18 protein-coding genes are annotated in these 19,600 nt (G+C 37.4%); 14 read left to right on the plus strand and 4 right to left on the minus strand.

The window, feature by feature from the left end:
• The first annotated feature begins 6 nt into the window (after positions 1 to 6).
• Positions 7 to 1,332 (plus strand): sodium-dependent transporter, encoded by a 1,326-nt coding sequence (locus QV06_RS08210; RefSeq protein WP_065237719.1) that lies wholly within the window; start codon positions 7 to 9, stop codon positions 1,330 to 1,332.
• A 261-nt stretch (positions 1,333 to 1,593) separates the two neighbouring features.
• Positions 1,594 to 2,583 carry an amidohydrolase family protein gene (locus QV06_RS08215; RefSeq protein WP_065237720.1) on the plus strand — a complete coding sequence of 330 codons (990 nt, stop codon included), beginning with the start codon at positions 1,594 to 1,596 and terminating at the stop codon, positions 2,581 to 2,583.
• Positions 2,584 to 2,614: 31 nt separating this feature from the next.
• On the opposite strand, the gene QV06_RS08220 is transcribed toward QV06_RS08215, so the two are convergent.
• From QV06_RS08220 to pgk, 3 genes are all read right to left on the minus strand, one after another.
• Entirely contained in the window at positions 2,615 to 3,817 is a 1,203-nt protein-coding gene (locus tag QV06_RS08220; RefSeq protein WP_065237721.1) for a sugar efflux transporter, read from the minus strand.
• Between the two features lie 62 nt (positions 3,818 to 3,879).
• Positions 3,880 to 4,962 (minus strand): class II fructose-bisphosphate aldolase, encoded by a 1,083-nt coding sequence (gene fbaA / locus QV06_RS08225; RefSeq protein ID WP_065234417.1) that lies wholly within the window; start codon positions 4,960 to 4,962, stop codon positions 3,880 to 3,882.
• Positions 4,963 to 5,024: 62 nt separating this feature from the next.
• A complete protein-coding gene (gene pgk, locus QV06_RS08230; RefSeq protein WP_065237722.1) occupies positions 5,025 to 6,188 on the minus strand; it encodes a phosphoglycerate kinase in 1,164 nt (387 codons plus the stop codon).
• 223 nt (positions 6,189 to 6,411) lie between these two features.
• Between pgk and QV06_RS08235 the strand changes: the two genes are divergently transcribed.
• The 7 genes from QV06_RS08235 (at position 6,412) to QV06_RS08265 (ending at position 14,109) form a co-directional block, all read left to right on the plus strand.
• Positions 6,412 to 6,672 carry a YfhL family 4Fe-4S dicluster ferredoxin gene (locus QV06_RS08235; protein WP_065237723.1) on the plus strand — a complete coding sequence of 87 codons (261 nt, stop codon included), beginning with the start codon at positions 6,412 to 6,414 and terminating at the stop codon, positions 6,670 to 6,672.
• A 135-nt stretch (positions 6,673 to 6,807) separates the two neighbouring features.
• On the plus strand, positions 6,808 to 7,800 hold the full coding sequence (asnA, locus tag QV06_RS08240) for an aspartate--ammonia ligase (RefSeq protein WP_065237724.1): 993 nt from the start codon (positions 6,808 to 6,810) through the stop codon (positions 7,798 to 7,800).
• 447 nt (positions 7,801 to 8,247) lie between these two features.
• The gene (locus QV06_RS08245; protein ID WP_065237725.1) at positions 8,248 to 8,937 is read left to right on the plus strand and encodes a fimbrial protein; all 690 of its coding nucleotides are present in this window, start codon (positions 8,248 to 8,250) and stop codon (positions 8,935 to 8,937) included.
• Positions 8,938 to 9,008: 71 nt separating this feature from the next.
• Complete coding sequence (locus QV06_RS08250; RefSeq protein WP_082985074.1) at positions 9,009 to 9,752, plus strand: fimbria/pilus periplasmic chaperone; 744 nt, start codon at positions 9,009 to 9,011, stop codon at positions 9,750 to 9,752.
• Positions 9,753 to 9,787: 35 nt separating this feature from the next.
• On the plus strand, positions 9,788 to 12,301 hold the full coding sequence (locus tag QV06_RS08255; protein ID WP_065237726.1) for a fimbria/pilus outer membrane usher protein: 2,514 nt from the start codon (positions 9,788 to 9,790) through the stop codon (positions 12,299 to 12,301).
• Positions 12,302 to 12,303: 2 nt separating this feature from the next.
• Positions 12,304 to 13,287: a fimbrial protein gene (locus QV06_RS08260; protein WP_065237727.1), complete on the plus strand. Its 984-nt coding sequence runs from the start codon at positions 12,304 to 12,306 to the stop codon at positions 13,285 to 13,287.
• A gap of 174 nt (positions 13,288 to 13,461) precedes the next feature.
• A complete protein-coding gene (locus tag QV06_RS08265; RefSeq protein WP_065237728.1) occupies positions 13,462 to 14,109 on the plus strand; it encodes a bifunctional 4-hydroxy-2-oxoglutarate aldolase/2-dehydro-3-deoxy-phosphogluconate aldolase in 648 nt (215 codons plus the stop codon).
• Positions 14,110 to 14,174: 65 nt separating this feature from the next.
• Here the strand turns inward: QV06_RS08265 and QV06_RS08270 are convergent, their stop codons facing one another.
• Positions 14,175 to 14,768, minus strand: coding sequence for a YajG family lipoprotein (locus QV06_RS08270; protein WP_065237729.1), 594 nt, complete (start codon positions 14,766 to 14,768; stop codon positions 14,175 to 14,177).
• A 101-nt stretch (positions 14,769 to 14,869) separates the two neighbouring features.
• Here QV06_RS08270 and QV06_RS08275 point away from each other — a divergent pair, with 101 nt between their 5' ends.
• From QV06_RS08275 to QV06_RS08295, 5 genes are all read left to right on the plus strand, one after another.
• Complete coding sequence (locus QV06_RS08275) at positions 14,870 to 15,178, plus strand: BolA family protein (RefSeq protein ID WP_065237730.1); 309 nt, start codon at positions 14,870 to 14,872, stop codon at positions 15,176 to 15,178.
• A gap of 451 nt (positions 15,179 to 15,629) precedes the next feature.
• Positions 15,630 to 16,970: a Na(+)-translocating NADH-quinone reductase subunit A gene (locus QV06_RS08280; RefSeq protein ID WP_065237747.1), complete on the plus strand. Its 1,341-nt coding sequence runs from the start codon at positions 15,630 to 15,632 to the stop codon at positions 16,968 to 16,970.
• A 2-nt stretch (positions 16,971 to 16,972) separates the two neighbouring features.
• Complete coding sequence (locus QV06_RS08285) at positions 16,973 to 18,211, plus strand: NADH:ubiquinone reductase (Na(+)-transporting) subunit B (protein ID WP_065237731.1); 1,239 nt, start codon at positions 16,973 to 16,975, stop codon at positions 18,209 to 18,211.
• Positions 18,204 to 18,974 carry a Na(+)-translocating NADH-quinone reductase subunit C gene (locus QV06_RS08290; RefSeq protein WP_065237732.1) on the plus strand — a complete coding sequence of 257 codons (771 nt, stop codon included), beginning with the start codon at positions 18,204 to 18,206 and terminating at the stop codon, positions 18,972 to 18,974. The genes QV06_RS08285 and QV06_RS08290 overlap by 8 nt, the downstream gene beginning before the upstream one ends.
• On the plus strand, positions 18,967 to 19,596 hold the full coding sequence (locus tag QV06_RS08295) for an NADH:ubiquinone reductase (Na(+)-transporting) subunit D (protein ID WP_065237733.1): 630 nt from the start codon (positions 18,967 to 18,969) through the stop codon (positions 19,594 to 19,596). Before QV06_RS08290 ends, QV06_RS08295 begins: the two co-directional genes overlap by 8 nt.
• The last annotated feature ends 4 nt before the right edge of the window (positions 19,597 to 19,600 follow it).

The raw sequence follows: 19,600 nt of genomic DNA on the forward strand, positions 1-19,600 counted from the left end.
TATTTTATGGCGCGTTCACAATGGGGATCTCGCTTGGGCTTTATTTTGGCTTCAGCAGGGTCAGCAATTGGTCTTGGGGCAGTATGGAAATTTCCTTATGTTACTGCGACACAAGGTGGTGGAGCATTTTTATTAATTTATCTTTTTATTTGCTTAACCCTAGGCTTAATTTTGATGTCCACAGAAATGGCAATCGGGCGAGCAACACATCTTGGGCCTATTGGTGCATTTCGTAAATTAGGCAATAAGAAATGGACAATTATTGGCATTATGGGAGTATTAGTCGCATTTCTGATCCTCTCGTTTTATAGTGTAGTGGGTGGCTGGACGGTTGCTTATCTTGTTAAAGCGGTAACGGGTGGTATTGCGAACTCTACTGATCCAACTAGTAACAGTAAGCTTTTTACTGATTTTATTACCAATCCTTTGCAACCATTAATCTATCATTTTATCTTTGGCTTTTTAACGCTGTTTACGGTGGTATCAGGGGTAGAAAAAGGCATAGAACGTATCTCTAAATATTTAATGCCAATTTTATTAATGCTTATGTTGGTGCTAATTAGTCGTGCAACTTCTCTGCCTGGTGCGATAGAGGGAATTAAATTTTTCTTACTGCCTGATTTTAGCAAAATTACCGGAACAACTTGGTTAGAAGCATTAGGTTTAGCCTTCTTCTCTTTATCACTCGGTATTGGGATTATGATTACTTATGGTTCGTATGTTGGACCTGAAGCAAAATTAGTTAGCTCTTCTGTTTGGGTGATCTTATTAACATTATTAACCTGTATTTTATCAGGATTAATGGTATTACCGGCAGTCTTTGCATTTGGCTTTGAACCAGATGCTGGTCCAGGTTTAACCTTTATTACAATGCCAGCTGTGTTTGCGAGTATGCCTTTGGGGCATTTATTAGCGAGTTTGTTCTTTGCATTGTTGTTGGTTGCGGCATTAACATCATCCATTTCATTATTAGAAGTGCTAGTGAGTTTCTTGATTGATGAGTTCAAATTACATCGCTTAAAAGCTGGGATTATCTCCTTTGCCTTATTCTTCTTATTGGGGGTAATGGCTTCCCTCTCTTTAGGTGATTGGAGTAGTTATACCATTTTTGGTTACAACATTTTCGATGCCTTAGACAAATTAACGCAAAACATCTTAATGCCTTTAGGTGAGATCTTCTTAACCTTATTTGTTGCTTGGTGGCGTTGGGATAAGATTAAAGTGCAGCTTGGTGCAGCGAATTCAGGTTGGTTAGTATTATTGCGTTTAGCCTTGGGTGTGATTATTCCATTGATTATTTTTGGGATCTTCTTACAAGGGATTCTTGGTTAAAAATAATTCCAATAAAACGGTTGAGTTTTGTTGGAATACTCTTTATACTGCCCCTCCAGTGCCTACACTGGAAAGATAGAAATGCAAAGTTATACAACAAACAGAATGGAAAAAGCGGTTTATTCACAAGTGGTAAAATTAAGCTCATTATTGTTTGTTATTTATTTTTAAAATCCTCATTATTGAGGATTTTTTTTTGCCTGCAATTTACCTTCCAGCGTGATGTTTACTTAAATTAACTGCAAAACTGGAGCAATTTCGATGAACCATATTCGTACCTTTAAAGCCTATGTGCGAGATGAAATTATTAAAAAAGGCGGTTGGGTAAATTCTCATGCTCATGCTGACCGTGCATTTACAATGACACCAGAAAAAATGCATATTTATCATAATAGTAATTTGCAGCAAAAATGGGATTTAGTCGATGAAGTGAAACGTAATTCTTCTGTCGAGGATTATTATGCACGTTTTAGTCAGGCGATTGAGTTGATGATTTCACAAGGGGTGACGGCATTTGGTACATTTGTTGATATTGACCCAATTTGTGAAGATCGCGCAATTATCGCTGCGCATAAAGCCAGAGAAGTATATAAAAATGATATTGTGCTGAAATTTGCCAACCAAACCTTAAAAGGTGTGATTGATCCCGTAGCAAAATATTGGTTTGATCTTGGTTCAGAGATGGTTGATATCATTGGTGGGTTACCGTATCGAGATGAATTAGATTATGGTAAAGGCCTTGAAGCAATGGATATCTTAATGGATAAAGCCAAATCATTAGGAAAAATGTTGCACGTTCACGTTGATCAATTTAATACCCCAAAAGAAAAAGAAACAGAACAGCTTTGTGATAAATCTATTGAGCATGGTATGGAAGGGCGAGTTGTTGCAATTCATGGCATTTCCATTGGAGCTCATTCTCGAGAATATCGTTATCAACTCTATGAAAAAATGCGTAAGGCAAAAATGATGATGATCGCTTGCCCAATGGCGTGGATTGATAGTAACCGTAAAGAAGACTTAATGCCTTTCCATAATGCATTGACACCAGCAGATGAAATGATTCCAGAGGGGATTACGGTTGCGATTGGCACCGATAATATTTGTGACTATATGGTGCCATTATGTGAAGGTGATATGTGGCAAGAGTTGAGCCTACTTTCTGCAGGATGCCGTTTTCCACATTTAGAAGCGATGGTGGATATTGCGAGTGTGAATGGTCGTAAGGTATTAGGTTTAGAGCCTTATTGATAGTTGATGGAGAGGGGCTGGTAGGAGCCCCTTAAACATTTTTCACTCGACTAAGACAAAAAAGCGCCAATAACGTTAAAACAGAACAAAAATAGAACGTATCATAATAGCTATAAGCACCACCAATAAACCCAGCTATTGGACCGCCAACAATCCAGCTACTTTTCGCACTATTAGTAAATAACGTTGTTGCCGAACCTAATTGAGATGGCATTAAATCTTGAAAATAGGTCATTCCTATGGAAGCCAAAATACCGATCAAAATGGCGTTTAATAGTTGTAAACAAACTAATCCCCAAGTAGAAGTAACGACCAAGAGTAAAGGATAAAAGATTACACCACAGAGTAGAGCAACAATCATTAAGCGTTTTTTGGCAATAAATTTACTTAGCCAACCGGCAATAATCATCACAGGAATTTCTAATCCAGCAGCAGTTCCCATCAGAAAACCAGCTAAATTTTCAGGCAAATGTAATTGTGTTGTAATGTATAACGGCATATTAATCAAATACATACTATTACAACTAAAGATAATGACTAAGGTTAAAGAGAGATAAATAACCGATGTTTTATTTTGTTGTGGTGCTTGAGGTAATGCAGTCGTTTTTGTACTTTTTTGTTGTGTGTCGTTAAGTGGTGGTAAGAGAAAACGTCCACAACATCCACTTAATAGAAATGTTGCCGCACCAATTAAAAAGAGAAATGTGAATCCTTTATTAATGGCTAACCAGAAAGCCAATGGTGGGCCAATAATCCACGCTAAAGAAATTTGTGCCCGCATAATCGACATAAACATCACAGTTTGGCGTTGTTTACGATTAGCATATTCACGGGCAAAAGCGAAAATTTGTGGATTAGACGCTGATCCTAAACCAAAGAGTGTGACTGCTAGGGTGAGCAGTACCCAATAGTTACGGCTATATGCAAAAATGACATATCCACCGGCTGCCATAATGCAGCATAACAAAATTAACCAACGGCGATCAGCGAGTCGATCTGAATAAAAACCGATGACTTGCCCTAATACAATGCCAACTAATGCATTCACAGCAAAGAAAATCCCCACTGCAAAAGATGAAACTTGTACTTCTTTGGCTAAAAAAAGGCTCATCACGGGGAGTTGAAAAGCAGAACCTATACCGGTTAAGAAAGCCATAAATAGAAAAGCAAACGTCACTCTTTTCAATGTAGTTGGTGTAGTATTTTGTGTTGTCGCTGTTGATGTTGGTGTCATAATAAAATAGCCCCTGCGGAACAGGGGCAAACAGATTAATTATTAAGAAAAGTGTTTATTGATTATAAAACGTCACGGCAGTTTAAGTCGTGGTAAGCTTCTTCTAAACGAGCAACCATTGATTCTTCACCTTTACGTAACCATACACGTGGATCGTAGTATTTCTTATTCGGTGCATCAGGGCCTTCTGGGTTACCTAATTGACCTTGTAAGTAAGCTTCGTTTTTCTTGTAGTATTGTAAGATACCGTTCCAAGTTGCCCATTGAGTATCAGTATCAATGTTCATTTTTACAACACCGTAAGAAACTGCTTCTTGAATTTCTTCGTGAGTTGAACCTGAACCACCGTGGAATACATAAGAAACTGGTTTGTCAGTAGCTAAACCATGTTTTGCTTTAATGTAGTCTTGGCCTTTTTTAAGGATAACTGGAGTAAGTTTTACATTACCTGGTTTATAAACACCGTGTACGTTACCGAATGCGGCTGCAATAGTGAATCGTGGGCTGATTTTTGATAATTCAGTATAAACTAAATCGATTTCTTCTGGTTTTGAATAAAGATCCATTGGGTCACGATCAGAATTATCTACACCATCTTCTTCACCACCAGTAATACCTAATTCCATTTCTAAGGTCATACCGATTTTGTCCATACGAGCAAGGTATTTTTTACAAATTTCGATATTTTCTTCTAATGGTTCTTCTGAAAGGTCAAGCATATGAGAAGAGAAAAGTGGTTTACCAGTTTCAGCAAAATGTTTTTCACCAGCTTCTAATAAGCCATCGATCCATGGAAGAAGTTTTTTCGCAGCGTGGTCAGTGTGTAGAATCACTGGAACGCCGTAGTGTTCAGCTAATGCATGAACGTGTTTCGCACCAGCAATAGCACCAAGTACATCAGCACGTTTGCCTTCAGGTAATTTAATGCCTTTACCTGCGTAGAAAGAGGCTCCACCGTTTGAGAATTGAATAATTACTGGCGCTTTTACACGAGCAGCTGTTTCTAATACTGCATTGACAGAATCTGAGTTTACGCAGTTTACTGCAGGAATCGCAAAATTCTTTTCTTTTGCAATAGCGAAAACTTTTTGTACTTCATCACCAGTTAATACACCTGGTTTTACGAAATCGAAAATTTTAGACATAGTATTTTCCTATTTTAAGTGGAGAAGAGAGAGGGAATTACTCCCCTCTCTAAGAAAGATGATTAACCTTTTGCTCTTTGTTCAAGAATTTCTACTGCTGGTAATACTTTACCTTCAACGAATTCAAGGAACGCACCGCCACCAGTTGAGATATAAGAGATTTTATCTGCGATACCGAAAAGATCGATAGCTGCTAATGTATCACCACCACCTGCGATAGAGAACGCATCACTTTCTGCGATAGCACGCGCAACAATTTCTGTACCTTTACGGAAGTTAGGGAATTCAAATACCCCTACTGGACCATTCCAAAGAATAGTTTTTGCACCACGGATGATTTCAGCGATTGCTTCTGCTGATTCATCCCCTAAATCCATAATTTCTTCATCATCAAGGACTTCAGTTGCTTTTTTCACAGTTGCAGGTGCAGTTTCAGAGAATTCTTTACCGACACGAACATCAGTTGCTACTGGAATATCGCAACTTGCCATTAAACGTTGTGCTTCAGGAATTAAATCTTTTTCATAAAGAGAAAGACCTACATTGTTACCTTGCGCTGCAACGAAAGTATTTGAAATACCGCCTCCCACAACAAGTTTATCAGCGATTTTTGCAAGAGAATCTAATACAGTTAATTTAGTTGATACTTTTGAACCACCAACCACAGCAACCATTGGACGTTGTGGATTTTTCAATGCTTTGCCTAATGCTTCTAATTCGTTAGAAAGTAATGGGCCCGCACAAGCGATAGGCGCGAATTTTGCCACACCGTGGGTTGATGCTTGCGCACGGTGTGCAGTACCGAATGCATCCATTACAAACACATCACAGAGCGCTGCATATTTTTGTGCTAAATCGTCAGCGTCTTTTTTCTCACCTTTGTTAAAACGAACGTTTTCTAACACAACCAATTCATTTGGAGCAACTTCAACGCCATCAAGATAATCTTTTGCTAAACGAACAGGAACATTAAGAAGATCGTTTAGGTAATCTACAACAGGTTGTAAAGAGAATTCAGCGTTATATTCGCCTTCAGTTGGACGACCAAAGTGAGAAGTTACCATCACTTTTGCGCCTTGTTCTAATGCTAATTTGATTGTTGGAAGAGATGCTTTAATACGAGCATCGGAGGTGATTTTGCCATCTTTAACAGGAACATTAAGGTCTGCACGAATAAGAACACGTTTACCTGCAAGATCAAGATCGGTCATTTTAATTACTGACATTTTAAGCCCTCTTAAAAGTTAAATAGGAGTGATTTTTAGATTCAAAAGAATGAAATCATTATAACAGCTCATTGCAATAAAAGCGTGGTCTAGATCAAATTTATTTTGACTAGTTTCTGATTTATTTTTATAGATAAAATAAATTACAAAAAAAAGCAATTATAAAAATAGAAAGAACCATGTAAAATAAGCCACTTTTGCGAACTTACTTCCTTTTAAAATTATGGCGTTATTAATAACAGATAAATGTACCAACTGCGATATGTGCGAACCAGAGTGTCCAAATCAAGCGATCTCAATGGGCGATGAGATCTATGTGATCGATCCTGCGTTATGTACAGAATGTGTTGGGCATTATGAAACGCCAACCTGCCAAAAGGTTTGTCCAATTACAAATTGCATCACAAAAGATCCACTGCATGATGAAAACCAAGATGAACTTTGGGAAAAATTTGTCCTGATTCATCATGCTGAGAAGTTATAAATTAGAAAAAAGATAAAAATAATATTTCTTTTTTAGATAAATTCTAACGATTATTGAAATAATCCGTAAAAGTGTTTGAAAAGAATGGTGTTTATTGAATAATAAGCGCCGTTATTTTTTGGAAGAGAATTTATCATGAAAAAATCATTTATTTTACAACAACAAGAAATTAGCTTTGTGAAGAATACATTCACAGCAAAATTAGCAGAACATTTGGGATTAGTTGAAGTTCAAGGGCCAATCATCAGCCAAGTTGGTAACGGGATTCAAGACAATTTATCAGGTAAAGAGAAAGCAGTACAAGTTAAAGTCAAACAGATTGAAGGGGCTGTATTTGAGGTTGTGCATTCATTAGCGAAATGGAAACGCCATACCTTAGGACGTTTTGATTTCAAACCGGGTGAAGGGTTATTTGTGCATATGAAGGCATTACGCCCAGATGAAGATTCGTTAGACCGTACTCACTCTGTGTATGTTGATCAATGGGACTGGGAACGTGTAATTCCAGAGGGATTACGGACTTTAGCTTATTTAAAAGATACTGTGCGTTCGATTTATCGTGCCATTCGTGAAACAGAAGCATTAGTAGAACAACATTTTCATATCCCTGCGACCTTACCGAAAGAGATTACCTTTGTTCATTCGGAGGATTTGGTAAAACGTTTCCCAAATATGAGCGACAAAGAGCGTGAAAATGCAATTTGTAAAGAGCACGGTGCTGTATTCTTAATTGGTATTGGTGGCAAATTATCTGATGGTAAGCCACATGATGTACGTGCACCTGACTATGATGACTGGACAACTGTGTCAGAAGGCGATTACAAAGGTTTAAATGGCGATATTTTAGTGTGGAATGAACAACTTGGTACTGCATTTGAATTATCCTCAATGGGAATTCGAGTGGATGAAGCTGCATTACGCCGTCAATTAGCGATTACAGGCGATGAAGACCGTTTACAATTTGCATGGCATCAAGATTTAATTAACGGTAAATTACCGCAAACTATTGGTGGTGGGATTGGGCAATCTCGTATGGTAATGTTCTTATTACATAAAAAACATATCGGTGAAGTTCAATCAAGTGTATGGCCACAACAAGTCTTTGTAGAATTTGACAATATTTTATAACGTATTATTTCACTCGCGTTTATAAAGATTGAATGAACTGTTGGGTAGCGTAAGCTATTCAACAGTTTTTTATATCTGTATTACTACCTTATTTTATTGTATGTCTGGTGATGTAAAATTTACTTTATAGGTATTATATTTGAAAAGTAAATAAATTCATTTTGATAATTTTACCAAACATTATTTATTTTTGTGTTATATAGTAACTTTATGTTGCATAATTTTATTTATTTTATTAATCAAATGGTTATGTGTGTTTTTCGGTAAATTTTTGAGTGATTGTTTAGTGAATCAAGCCAAATTTTTTATTTTAATAGATAAAGGCAATTAAATTAATTGGTAATTATATATGGTTAATATTGATTTAAATCAATAAATACTCTTCCCCCCCCCCTGAATATCTATATAATGTAATCTCTTTTACATATAACTTTAGGAAATTTAAAAATGAAAAAATCTTTTTTAATAACAGCATTAGTCAGTGCTTTAACATCACAAGTAGTGCTAGCAGCTACTGGTGTTGGGACAGATACTCATAAACAAGGTGGAACAATTACATTTGAAGGGCGAGTTGTTGATGTGACTTGTCATATCAAAGATAATGAAGGGAATAAACGCGTTGTGTTACCAACTGTGTCAAAAAATGCATTCCCAACAGTAGGAAGTACAGCAGGTACAACAGGCTTCAAAATTGAATTAGTAGATTGTACAGCTCAAGGTGGTGTGACTAAAGTAAGAGCATATTTTGCTGGTAATAGTAAAGTTAATGCTAGTGGACGTATCAAGAATGTATTCCAAAATAATGATTCTCCGAATCAAGACAGCACATGGCATGCTACTGCACCAGGAACAACACAAATACCAACCTCAGTTACAACTGCTGCTCAGGGGGTTGAGTTACAATTACTTGATCAAGATGGTGTAACTCCAATTGATATTAATACAGATGCTAATAGAACAAATGGACAAAGCTCACAATTTACTGATATGGGTACAGCTACAGCAGGCGGTAATGTAAATTTACGTTACGCAGTTCGTTATTACTCTACACTTCCTCTTACAGCTACAGGTAATGGTGCAACACTTTCACCAGGCGGTGTTCGTGGCTATGTTGATTATATCCTTGATTATCAATAATTAATATTTTCTATCCTATCTTTGTCGAACGGGGAACCGTTCGATAATTTATTTTTATCCTGCAAGGTATTATGATGTATCGTTTATATCAACGACTTACCCAATTAGTCTTAATGTTAAGTTTATGTTGTGCTACTTTGGTACAAGCTAATGTGATTATTATTGGCACCCGCATTATCTATCCCTCTAATCAAAAAACAGTCAATGTGCAATTAAATAATGAGAATAAATTACCTGCATTAGTTCAATCATGGATTGATAATGGCGATCCAAATGTCGCGCCTGAACAAGTGAAAACACCATTTGTGATTACGCCACCAGTTACAAGAGTTGAGGCTAATAAAGGACAAACTTTACGGATTACTTATACTGGCGAACCGTTACCGAATGATCGGGAGACCGTGTTTTATTTTAATCTGCTAGATATTCCGCCAAAACCAACGGCTGAACAACAAGCAGAACACCCAAATTACTTACAAATTGCGTTCCGTAGCCGAATTAAACTGTTTTTCCGCCCAGTGGAATTAAATATGTCTGTGAATGACAGTTATAACAAAGTGCAGTTCCGTTTAAACAATGAGAAAGGGAAATCTGTGATTGTGGTGAATAACCCAACTCCTTATTACATGTCTTATCTTAGTATAGACGTGCAACAAGGGGGGAATAAAGCAAGTGCAAAAGATATTGATATGGTTGCCCCTTTCTCACAAACGACTTATGTACTTTCTCGACCTCTCAAAGGACAAGCTACAGTAACTTGGTCATTACTGAATGATTATGGTGGAGTTCTAAAAGGCGTTAGCCAAACGCAGTAACAAGGCTAATCAGCCTATTATTAAAAGGAATAACCATGAACAATTCAATGTTGCAACAAATCTTACCATCTTATCGTAAGTATGCCCGTACGCTATTATGTATAAGTATATTAGCTAGTTGTTATCGGGTTAGTTTGGCAAATGACTTTGCAGAGTTTGATGCAGCTTTTTTAAATGGCAATATTAAACAAAGTATTGATATTAGCCGTTTTAGTTATGGTAATCCTATCCCAGCAGGGAATTATGTGGCGGATGTTTATGTGAATAGCCATTTACGAGGGCGAATTAATTTGCGTTTTGCTGATTTTCCTAAGCAAAAACAGGCTGTATTATGCCGTAGCGAAACCCTTTTAGCATTGTTAGATTTAAAACCGGAGGCGGTTATAGAATCTTCTGCCTTACAAGATGATTGCCAAAGTTTACAATTAGTACCTGAAGCAAAAGTTAATTTTGATATTTCTACCTTACAACTGAATATTGATTTACCCCAAGCATTAGTAGAGCAACGTCCAGTCGGTTATATTTCGCCAGCACAATGGCAAGATGGTGTCCCAGTTGCGTTTGTACGCTATGATGCTTCGCAATATCGTTATCGTTATGGTGGTGAAACAGAAACGCAAAAGTATGTAAGCATTGATGCGGGAGTGAATCTATTTGGTTGGTCATTGCATCATCGTGGCTCACTAAGTTGGCAAGATAATCAACGTTTGCCTTATCAACGAGTCATCACTTATGCACAACGTGATGTACCATTTTTACGAGGACAGCTTACAGTAGGTGATTTCTATACACGTGGCGGTTTGTTAGATAGTTTCCCTTTACGTGGTATCCAGATAACTTCTGATGAACGTATGCTAGCGACTTCATTACGTGGCTATGCGCCGATTATTCGTGGTACAGCAAATAGCAATGCGCATGTCACCATTCGCCAAAATGGGAATATTCTGCGTGAGGTGAATGTACCACCAGGGGCATTTGAGATAGATGATCTTTATCCAGATTCTTATGCAGGCGATATTCAAGTAGAAGTATTAGAAGCCAATGGTGAACGTCATTCCTTTATAGTGCCTTATACCGCGGTAGCGGAATTAGTGCGTCCAGGGTATAGCCGCTATCAAGTTTCAGTAGGGCGTTATCGTTACGATAATAAATTCTCAAATACCAAGGTCGGGCAAATTGTATGGCAGTATGGGTTAAGTAATGATATTACTTTGAATTTAGGAGCTAATCTTACTAAGAATTATCATGCAGAGTTAGTGGGATTGTCTTTTAATACGCCGATCGGCGCTTTTGCCACAAATGCGGTCTTCTCCAATGCAAGGTTCAAAAATTCAGGTGTAAGAAAGAAAGGATATAGCTTATATGCCAGTTATAATACACATATTGAACCAACAAATACAAATGTTACCGTAGCAGCGTACCGCTATTCTTCCAAGGATTATTATAGTCTACATGATGTGGTACGAGTGAATGAGAGTGAGTTTGATGATGAGCAATCATTAGACTTTGGTTTGTATAATTATCGTCCGAAAAATCAATTCCAGATCTCAGTTAATCAGCCATTGAAAGATGGCTGGGGTTCGACCTATTTAATTGGTACAACGCGAACCTATTGGCAAACCAGTCAACGCCAAAATGAATACCAGTTTGGTTATAGTAACTCTTATAAACGCCTAAATTATAGTATTGCATTTTCCCAACTACGCGATAATGAGGGCAGAAAAGAGAATCAAATATATCTTAATTTCTCGCTTCCACTAGGAAATGATAATCCTATTTACTTGTCACAAACCTTAACGCATAGTCAATCTGATGGATATGCTAGCGGTACTTCATTATCGGGTGTACTAGGTAAAGAGTATCGCTATAACTATAACCTGACTTTTTATAAACAAAGAAATAATAGTAGTTTCTCATTGAATACTAGCTATTATGGTTCATTAGCACGTCTAGGCGCTTCATGGAGCCAAGATAACCAACATAATCAACAGATGTCGATGAATATTTCTGGGGCGGTTGTTGCTCACCCGAAAGGTATCACGTTATCTAATGATTTGAGTGATAATTTTGCGATTATTCATGCTAAAGGGGCAAGAGGCGCAAGAATTAAAGGCGCTATTGGGAATGAAATTGATTATTTTGGTAATGGGATTGTGCCGTATGTTGATCCTTATGCGATTAATTATATTGGTATCGACACCAGTGAAATTCCTGATCGCGTGGAGTTAGATTCTACGGAACAAGAGGTTATCCCGCGGGCAAATAGTGCCATTCTGGTTGAGTTTTCGACTAAAGTAGGAAGTGTTGTGTTCTTTGAACTAACTAATTTGAGTGAATATCCGCCAATTGGTACAGAAGTCTTTGATCAAAAGAAACAATCGGTTGGCATTGTTTCTCAAGGTGGACGGATTTATACCCGAGGTATTGCAAATAAAGGAACTTTACAGCTGAATTGGGGCGAAAAGCAATGTCAGTTTGACTATCAAATTTCTGATACAAATGATAATGGGCAACCTTTGATTATCCCAGTGCAGTGTCAAGTGGAATAGGAATGAAGCAGATGAAAGTAAGCAAGTTCTGTACATATTTTAGTTTAATCTTTGGTTTAAATACCTTGGTAGTAGCTGAAAATTTAATGATGACAGGAGTAAAAAATACTGATGGTACAATCGTCTATACAGCGAATTTTCCAAATCCAGGAAAGTCGGTCTGTGGAGCAAATTATTCAGGAACATTACGTTATGAAATTCGATATAACAGAATTGTTCAGGATTATGCACCTTATTTTGGTTTAAAAGTTGAAGCGGCAAGTTCGACTTCACCAACATTAAAACAAATTTATGGGAATTGGCAAACATGGCAACTTATAGATGAATTAGGTACAGGTGGTTATTTAACACTGAAAGTAACGTTAACCCCTCCTAATAATGGGGTGTTTAGTACTAATGTTTTGGAAGCTGGCCATTCATTATTAGCTGATAATATGGAATTACGCTGTGTTTTCTCAGGGTATCAGCCAGGAACATATTTTGGTAATAGAGTGTTAAATTTAACATTAAAAGCAGTGAATGATATTCCATTAGGTAGAACCTGTGAATTAGCCTTGTCACCTGATAGGAGAGTGATATTAGAGACTATTTTCTTACAACAGTTGAAAAATGAGAATCAGGTTTATGGCGGAACATTTCCACTACAATTAAACTGTCAAAATGCAACAATTAATAATGCTTATATTACGTATACCGATGGGATAAATAATAGTAATACAACCGATGTGTTGATGACAGATACGACAATATCTGGAGCTGCACGTAATGTTGGTTTAAAAATTTATGAACAAAATAATGATGTTGCAATTCGTTATCAGACAGCATTTTCTTCACAATTTGTTAATGTAAATAGTACTCGACAATTTGCGACAAATATTCGTGGTGGGAGTTATACTAAAAATTATAATGTTTTCTATACTAAAACAGGCAATCCAACAGCAGGCTCAGTTACAGGGAAATTAATATATAATTTTTATTATCGATAATCTCTCTTTTTTAAATGTCGGATAACCTCCGACATTTTTATTGGGTAACTTGCTACTGTTTAATCGGTTTTTTGATTTTGATTCAAAAAAATTAGATTTTCTATATTCAATTCTATTGTCTTGTGCTACTTTTATTGCCGTTTTGTGTTTCATTTATATAGGAAGGAAAGTGTAATGAAGTGGATTTTACAACCTCAAGCTGTGTTTAGTGCATCACCAGTTGTGCCGGTAATGGTGATTAAAAAATTAGAAGATGCTTTACCAATGGCAAAAGCGTTACAAGCAGGTGGCATTAATGTATTTGAGATTACTTTACGTAGTTCAGTGGCATTAGATGCAATTAAATTATTAAGTAAAGAAGTGCCAGATGCGTTAGTGGGGGCGGGCACAGTATTATCAGCTGAACAATATGATCAAGCAGTAGCAGCAGGGGCAAAATTTGTGATTTCTCCGGGGGCAACACCTGCCTTATTAAAACACGCAGCAGCGAGTGATGTTGCCTTAATTCCAGGAACAGCAACGCCATCAGAAATGATGCGAGCATTAGAACTTGGTTATGATCATCTTAAATTCTTCCCAGCAGAAATTAATGGTGGTGCACCAGCATTAAAAGCAATTTCCGCTGCATTACCACAATTAAGTTTTTGCCCAACTGGCGGTGTTTCACCAAAAAATGTGGCGAATTATCTTGCTGTTGATTGTGTTAAAACTATTGGTGGTTCTTGGATGATTCCAAATGATGCTGTTGCGACAGGTGATTGGGCTAAAGTAACAGAATTAACAGCAGAAGCAGTTGCTTTAGTGAAAAGCTTACGCGGTTAAGTTTGATTTATTGTATTGAATAAAGATTCCCTCGTATCAGGATAGCTGAACGAGGGAATTTTTTATTAGTGAGATAAACGATTAATGGCGTTAGCCACTTCTTGATCTTGGTGAATTTCTTTCACCGCATCGTCAAATGCTTGACCTAGCACTTTTTGGATTTCTTCTGTTTTCGCAGTGAAAGCACCTTCTTGTGAACGGCGTGTTTCGATATTTTTACTATATTCACCTTTAGCACTTTGCACTTGGATGGTTAATTGAACTGAGGCATCAACTTTATAACGCACATTACCTTGGTTCACATTCGCATAGAACTGTTTAATGTTTACTGTAACATTAGCTGGTGCATTGCCCGGTAATACACGGAAACCTTTACTATTTAAGTCTTGTTGCAATGATTGTTGGAATAACTCTGCAACTGAAGGTTGTGCGTAAACAGGGAATAATTGACCATTATTTGTGTATTGTGAAACTGCTTGGTTTGCACGTAAATCGCGTGAAGCAACACTCACACTGCTTGTTTGGTTTTGGGTATTAAATGGACCGACAGCAGCAGGTGGATTGAAGGTAATAGTATTTGGTGGTGTTTGACAACCAGCAAGTGCGAAACTGGCAATGACAATACTGGCGAGAGATAAGCGTTTTAATGTTTTGTACATAATTCGTGTTCCTATTTATTCGTTGTAAGGTTTATGAGATGAAAGACATCGTATAAAATAGCGGATATTTATATAAATTACAGCATTAGTCAAAAGAAATTATGAGTAAACAGCAACAAATTACCGATTTATTACAGCAGGAATTATCCCCGCTTTATTTAGAAATTATTAATGAAAGTTATATGCACAGCTCTGGCAAAGGTAGTGAATCTCATTTTAAGATTATTTTAGCCAGTGAACGTTTTAGTGGGATGCAAGCAGTAGCACGTCACCGCTTAATTTATCAGTTATTAGAAGAGCAACTGGCTACTGGCGTCCATGCTTTGGCGTTACATCTTTATACATCAGAAGAGTGGCAAAATTTACCGGCTGTACCGGCTTCTCCGAATTGTATGGGACACGGTAAGTAATCTACTTCTAAAGTAGTATTTGTTTGATTTTTCGAGATAAATTGCAAGTAGTTTTCTTGAAAAATATCAAATTTTTCACATTTTTCTTAAAAATAAGAGTCATTGACTAGAATTAAGAGGGGAGTTTTGGTTAGAATAAGCCGTTTTTATATCCTTGTTCACATCTTGCAATTATTATTAATTATTTAATTTATTATTTTGGTTAATGATTTTAGCCTGAACAAGAATTTTTACAGATTTGAGTTTTAAATTTAAGTGGACAGTGTAATCATTGTTTAATGTTTTGTGAGAGATTATCACTTTGATTTGAAAAGAGAAATTGTGGGTTCTCTAACAAAATTACACGCATTAAGATAGATGATTTGCTTGAAACTACTCAAACGAGAGATCACTACAATTTGATATTGTAGTGATCGTTATGTTTAACCCAACGAAAAGTAGTGCAAACGATATGATTACAATTAAAAAAGGCTTGGATCTTCCTATTGCTGGGAAGCCAGCACAAGTAATCCACGATGGAGCTACCATCTCTGAAGTTGCCGTACTTGGCGAAGAATATGTTGGTATGCGTCCTTCGATGAAGGTGCGTGAGGGTGATGTAGTAAAAAAAGGTCAGGTGCTTTTTGAAGATAAAAAGAATCCGGGTGTTGTTTTTACTGCTCCAGCCTCAGGAACGGTAACTGCGATTAATCGTGGTGCTAAGCGTGTTTTACAATCTGTTGTGATTAAGCTAGAAGGCGACACAGAGGTTACTTTTGCTAAGTATAGCGTTGATCAATTAGCGACGCTTACTGCTGAACAAGTCAAACAAAATTTAATTGAGTCTGGCTTATGGACAGCATTCCGCACTCGTCCATTTAGTAAAATTCCTACAGTAGATAGTAAACCAAGTTCTATCTTTGTTAATGCAATGGATACTAATCCATTAGCAGCAGATCCAGCAGTTGTGATTAAAGAAAATGCAGAAGCGTTTCAACATGGTTTAACTGTATTAAGCCGTTTACATGAAGGAACGCTTTTTGTATGTAAAGCAGCTGGTGCATCAGTACCTAACGTAAATGCAGAAAATGTGCGTGTTGAAGAGTTTTCTGGTCCACACCCTGCTGGTTTAAGTGGTACTCATATTCACTTCTTAGATCCTGTTAGCATCAATAAATTTGTTTGGTATATCAATTACCAAGATGTGATTGCGATCGGTAAATTATTCACCACAGGTGAATTAAGCGTTGAACGCATCATCTCTTTAGCAGGCCCACAAGTCAAAAATCCTCGTTTAGTTCGTACTTGCTTAGGTGCGAATCTTAGTCAATTAACTGCGGGGGAATTGGCAGATGGTGAAAATCGTGTTATCTCTGGTTCTGTGCTTAACGGTACAATTGCAACAGGTCCTGTTGCTTATTTAGGTCGTTATCACCAACAAGTTTCTGTGATTGCAGAAGGCCGTGACAAAGAATTCTTAGGCTGGATTATGCCAGGTGCGAATAAATTCTCTATTACTCGTACTGTATTAGGCCATTTTGGTAAGAAACTCTTTAACTTTACTTCTGCGGTAAATGGTGGACATCGTGCAATGGTTCCAATTGGTAACTATGAACGTGTTATGCCATTAGATATTATCCCGACATTATTACTACGTGATTTAAGTGCAGGCGATACAGATAGTGCACAAGCATTAGGTTGCTTAGAGCTAGATGAAGAAGATTTAGCACTTTGTACCTTTGTATGTCCGGGTAAAAATGAATACGGTCCAATGCTGCGTGCAGCCTTAGATAAGATCGAGAAGGAAGGTTAAAAATGGGTTTAAAACATCTTTTAGAGAAAATGGAACCTGCATTTTTACCTGGTGGTAAATATGAGAAATGGTATGCGCTTTATGAAGCAACAGCGACCTTCTTATATACACCAGGTACAGTAACGGCGAAAGCTTCTCATGTCCGTGATGCGTTAGATTCTAAACGTATGATGGTATTAGTGTGGTTGGCATTATTCCCAGCAATGTTCTATGGAATGTTTAACGTAGGTGCACAATCAATTCTTGCGTTAAGTGTTGGTGATTTTGCACAAAACCTTGCACAAAATGTTGCCAATGATTGGCACTTTGCATTCGCTAATGCGTTAGGCTTAGTTGCTCCTGATGCAGGTGTGTTAGCGAAAATGGCATTAGGTGCTATTTTCTTCCTACCAATTTACTTAACAGTATTTATTATTGGTGGTTTCTGGGAAGTATTATTTGCAACTATCCGTAAACATGAAATCAATGAAGGTTTCTTTGTTACTTCTATTCTTTTAGCGTTAATTGTTCCGCCAACTTTACCTTTATGGCAAGCGGCATTAGCGACAACATTTGGTGTGGTAGTAGCAAAAGAGGTGTTCGGTGGGGTAGGTAAAAACTTTATGAACCCAGCATTAGCGGGACGTGCGTTTTTATTCTTCGCTTATCCAGGACAGATTTCTGGTGACTCTGTTTGGGTGGCAGCAGATGGTTTCTCTGGCGCAACTGCGTTGTCTCAATGGGCAGCAGGCGGTGAAGGTGCATTAAAACAAGTAACTACTGGTCAACCAATTCAATGGATGGATGCTTTCTTAGGTAATATTCCAGGTTCTATTGGTGAAGTTTCTACATTAGCGCTATTAATCGGTGCTGCTGTGATTGTATTCGCTCGTATTGCTTCTTGGCGTATTATTGCTGGTGTTATGATCGGTATGATCGCAACTTCTACACTCTTCAATGTAATTGGATCAGAAACTAATCCAATGTTCTCAATGCCTTGGTACTGGCATTTAGTATTAGGTGGGTTTGCGTTAGGTATGTTCTTTATGGCAACTGACCCTGTTTCAGCTTCATTCACAAACAAAGGTAAATGGTGGTATGGTGCATTAATTGGGGTAATGTGTGTATTAATTCGCGTGGTAAACCCAGCTTATCCAGAAGGTATGATGTTAGCTATTTTATTTGCTAACTTATTTGCACCATTGTTTGATTACATTGTTGTTCAAGCAAATATCAAACGTAGGAGAGCACGTAATGTTTAAGAAAGATAGTGTATTCGGAACAATTGTTGTCGTTGTGCTACTTAGCTTAGTTTGTTCTGTGATTGTGTCTGGTGCAGCGGTCTTTTTAAAGCCAACGCAACAAGAGCAAAAATTGCTAGATAAGCAAAGAAATATTTTGAGTGTTGCTGGTTTATTACAACCAAATACAGATATTAAAAAAGCGTTTGCTGAAAATATTGAGCCTCGTTTAGTTGATCTCAATACTGGTGATTTTGTTGCGAGTAAAGAGAATTTTGACTCCATCAAAGAAGCAAAAGATCCAGCAACAAGTATTGCTTTAGATGCAAGTGAAGATATTGCTAAAATCCGTCGTCGTGCCAATATTGTAGAAGTTTATTTGGTGAAAGGAAGTGATGGTGTAGTGAAACAGGTTGTATTGCCTATTTATGGGACTGGATTATGGTCTGTAATGTACGGGTTTATCTCGGTACAGCCAGATGGTAATACCGTAGATGGCTTGACTTATTATCAACAAGGTGAAACCGCTGGGCTTGGTGGTGAGATCGCTAATCCAGCATGGCAGAAACTTTTTGTTGGTAAAAAGCTCTACAACAGTAATGGTGAAGTCGCATTGCACGTGAGTAAAGGTGGTTCGGCAGATCAGGAATATGGTGTTGATGCACTTTCAGGTGCAACTTTAACCAGTAATGGTGTGGATAACACATTTAAATTCTGGTTTGGACCGAAAGGTTTAGGTCCTTTCTTAGAGAAAGTTAGAATGGGAGCATTAAACAATGGCTGATACAAAGAAAATCAAAGGACTATTGTTTTCACCAATATTGGATAATAACCCGATTGCATTGCAAATTTTAGGTATCTGTTCTGCATTGGCAGTAACAACTAAACTTGAGACTGCAATTGTAATGGGTATCTCTGTGAGTTTAGTAACTGCGTTTTCAAGTTTCTTTATTTCTTGTATTCGCAACTATATTCCAAACAGTATTCGTATTATTGTGCAAATGGCAATTATTGCGTCATTAGTAATTCTAGTGGACCAAGTGTTGCGTGCTTATGCGTATGAAATTTCTAAACAATTATCGGTGTTTGTTGGTTTGATTATTACTAACTGTATCGTAATGGGACGCGCGGAAGCATTTGCAATGAAAGAAAAACCTATTGATAGTTTTCTTGATGGACTTGGAAATGGTTTAGGTTATGCTGCAATTTTAATTATTGTAGCTTTCTTACGTGAACTAATTGGTTCTGGCAAATTGTTTGGTATTCCAGTATTACAAACTATTCAAGATGGTGGTTGGTATCAAACCAATGGTTTATTCTTACTCGCACCAAGTGCATTCTTTATTATTGGGTTTGTGATTTGGGGCTTGAGAACATTAAAACCTGAGCAAGTAGAGAAGGATTAATACA

The organism is Gallibacterium genomosp. 3 (assembly GCF_001678475.1).
In the GTDB taxonomy this organism is placed as follows: domain Bacteria; phylum Pseudomonadota; class Gammaproteobacteria; order Enterobacterales; family Pasteurellaceae; genus Gallibacterium; species Gallibacterium faecale.

Coding starts and splice junctions, on each gene's coding strand:
- QV06_RS08210 (WP_065237719.1), top strand. CDS start 7: ATGGCGCGTTCACAATGGGGATCTCGCTTGGGCTTTATTTTGGCTTCA.
- QV06_RS08215 (WP_065237720.1), top strand. CDS start 1,594: ATGAACCATATTCGTACCTTTAAAGCCTATGTGCGAGATGAAATTATT.
- QV06_RS08220 (WP_065237721.1), bottom strand. CDS start 3,817: ATGACACCAACATCAACAGCGACAACACAAAATACTACACCAACTACA.
- fbaA (WP_065234417.1), bottom strand. CDS start 4,962: ATGTCTAAAATTTTCGATTTCGTAAAACCAGGTGTATTAACTGGTGAT.
- pgk (WP_065237722.1), bottom strand. CDS start 6,188: ATGTCAGTAATTAAAATGACCGATCTTGATCTTGCAGGTAAACGTGTT.
- QV06_RS08235 (WP_065237723.1), top strand. CDS start 6,412: ATGGCGTTATTAATAACAGATAAATGTACCAACTGCGATATGTGCGAA.
- asnA (WP_065237724.1), top strand. CDS start 6,808: ATGAAAAAATCATTTATTTTACAACAACAAGAAATTAGCTTTGTGAAG.
- QV06_RS08245 (WP_065237725.1), top strand. CDS start 8,248: ATGAAAAAATCTTTTTTAATAACAGCATTAGTCAGTGCTTTAACATCA.
- QV06_RS08250 (WP_082985074.1), top strand. CDS start 9,009: ATGATGTATCGTTTATATCAACGACTTACCCAATTAGTCTTAATGTTA.
- QV06_RS08255 (WP_065237726.1), top strand. CDS start 9,788: ATGAACAATTCAATGTTGCAACAAATCTTACCATCTTATCGTAAGTAT.
- QV06_RS08260 (WP_065237727.1), top strand. CDS start 12,304: ATGAAGCAGATGAAAGTAAGCAAGTTCTGTACATATTTTAGTTTAATC.
- QV06_RS08265 (WP_065237728.1), top strand. CDS start 13,462: ATGAAGTGGATTTTACAACCTCAAGCTGTGTTTAGTGCATCACCAGTT.
- QV06_RS08270 (WP_065237729.1), bottom strand. CDS start 14,768: ATGTACAAAACATTAAAACGCTTATCTCTCGCCAGTATTGTCATTGCC.
- QV06_RS08275 (WP_065237730.1), top strand. CDS start 14,870: ATGAGTAAACAGCAACAAATTACCGATTTATTACAGCAGGAATTATCC.
- QV06_RS08280 (WP_065237747.1), top strand. CDS start 15,630: ATGATTACAATTAAAAAAGGCTTGGATCTTCCTATTGCTGGGAAGCCA.
- QV06_RS08285 (WP_065237731.1), top strand. CDS start 16,973: ATGGGTTTAAAACATCTTTTAGAGAAAATGGAACCTGCATTTTTACCT.
- QV06_RS08290 (WP_065237732.1), top strand. CDS start 18,204: ATGTTTAAGAAAGATAGTGTATTCGGAACAATTGTTGTCGTTGTGCTA.
- QV06_RS08295 (WP_065237733.1), top strand. CDS start 18,967: ATGGCTGATACAAAGAAAATCAAAGGACTATTGTTTTCACCAATATTG.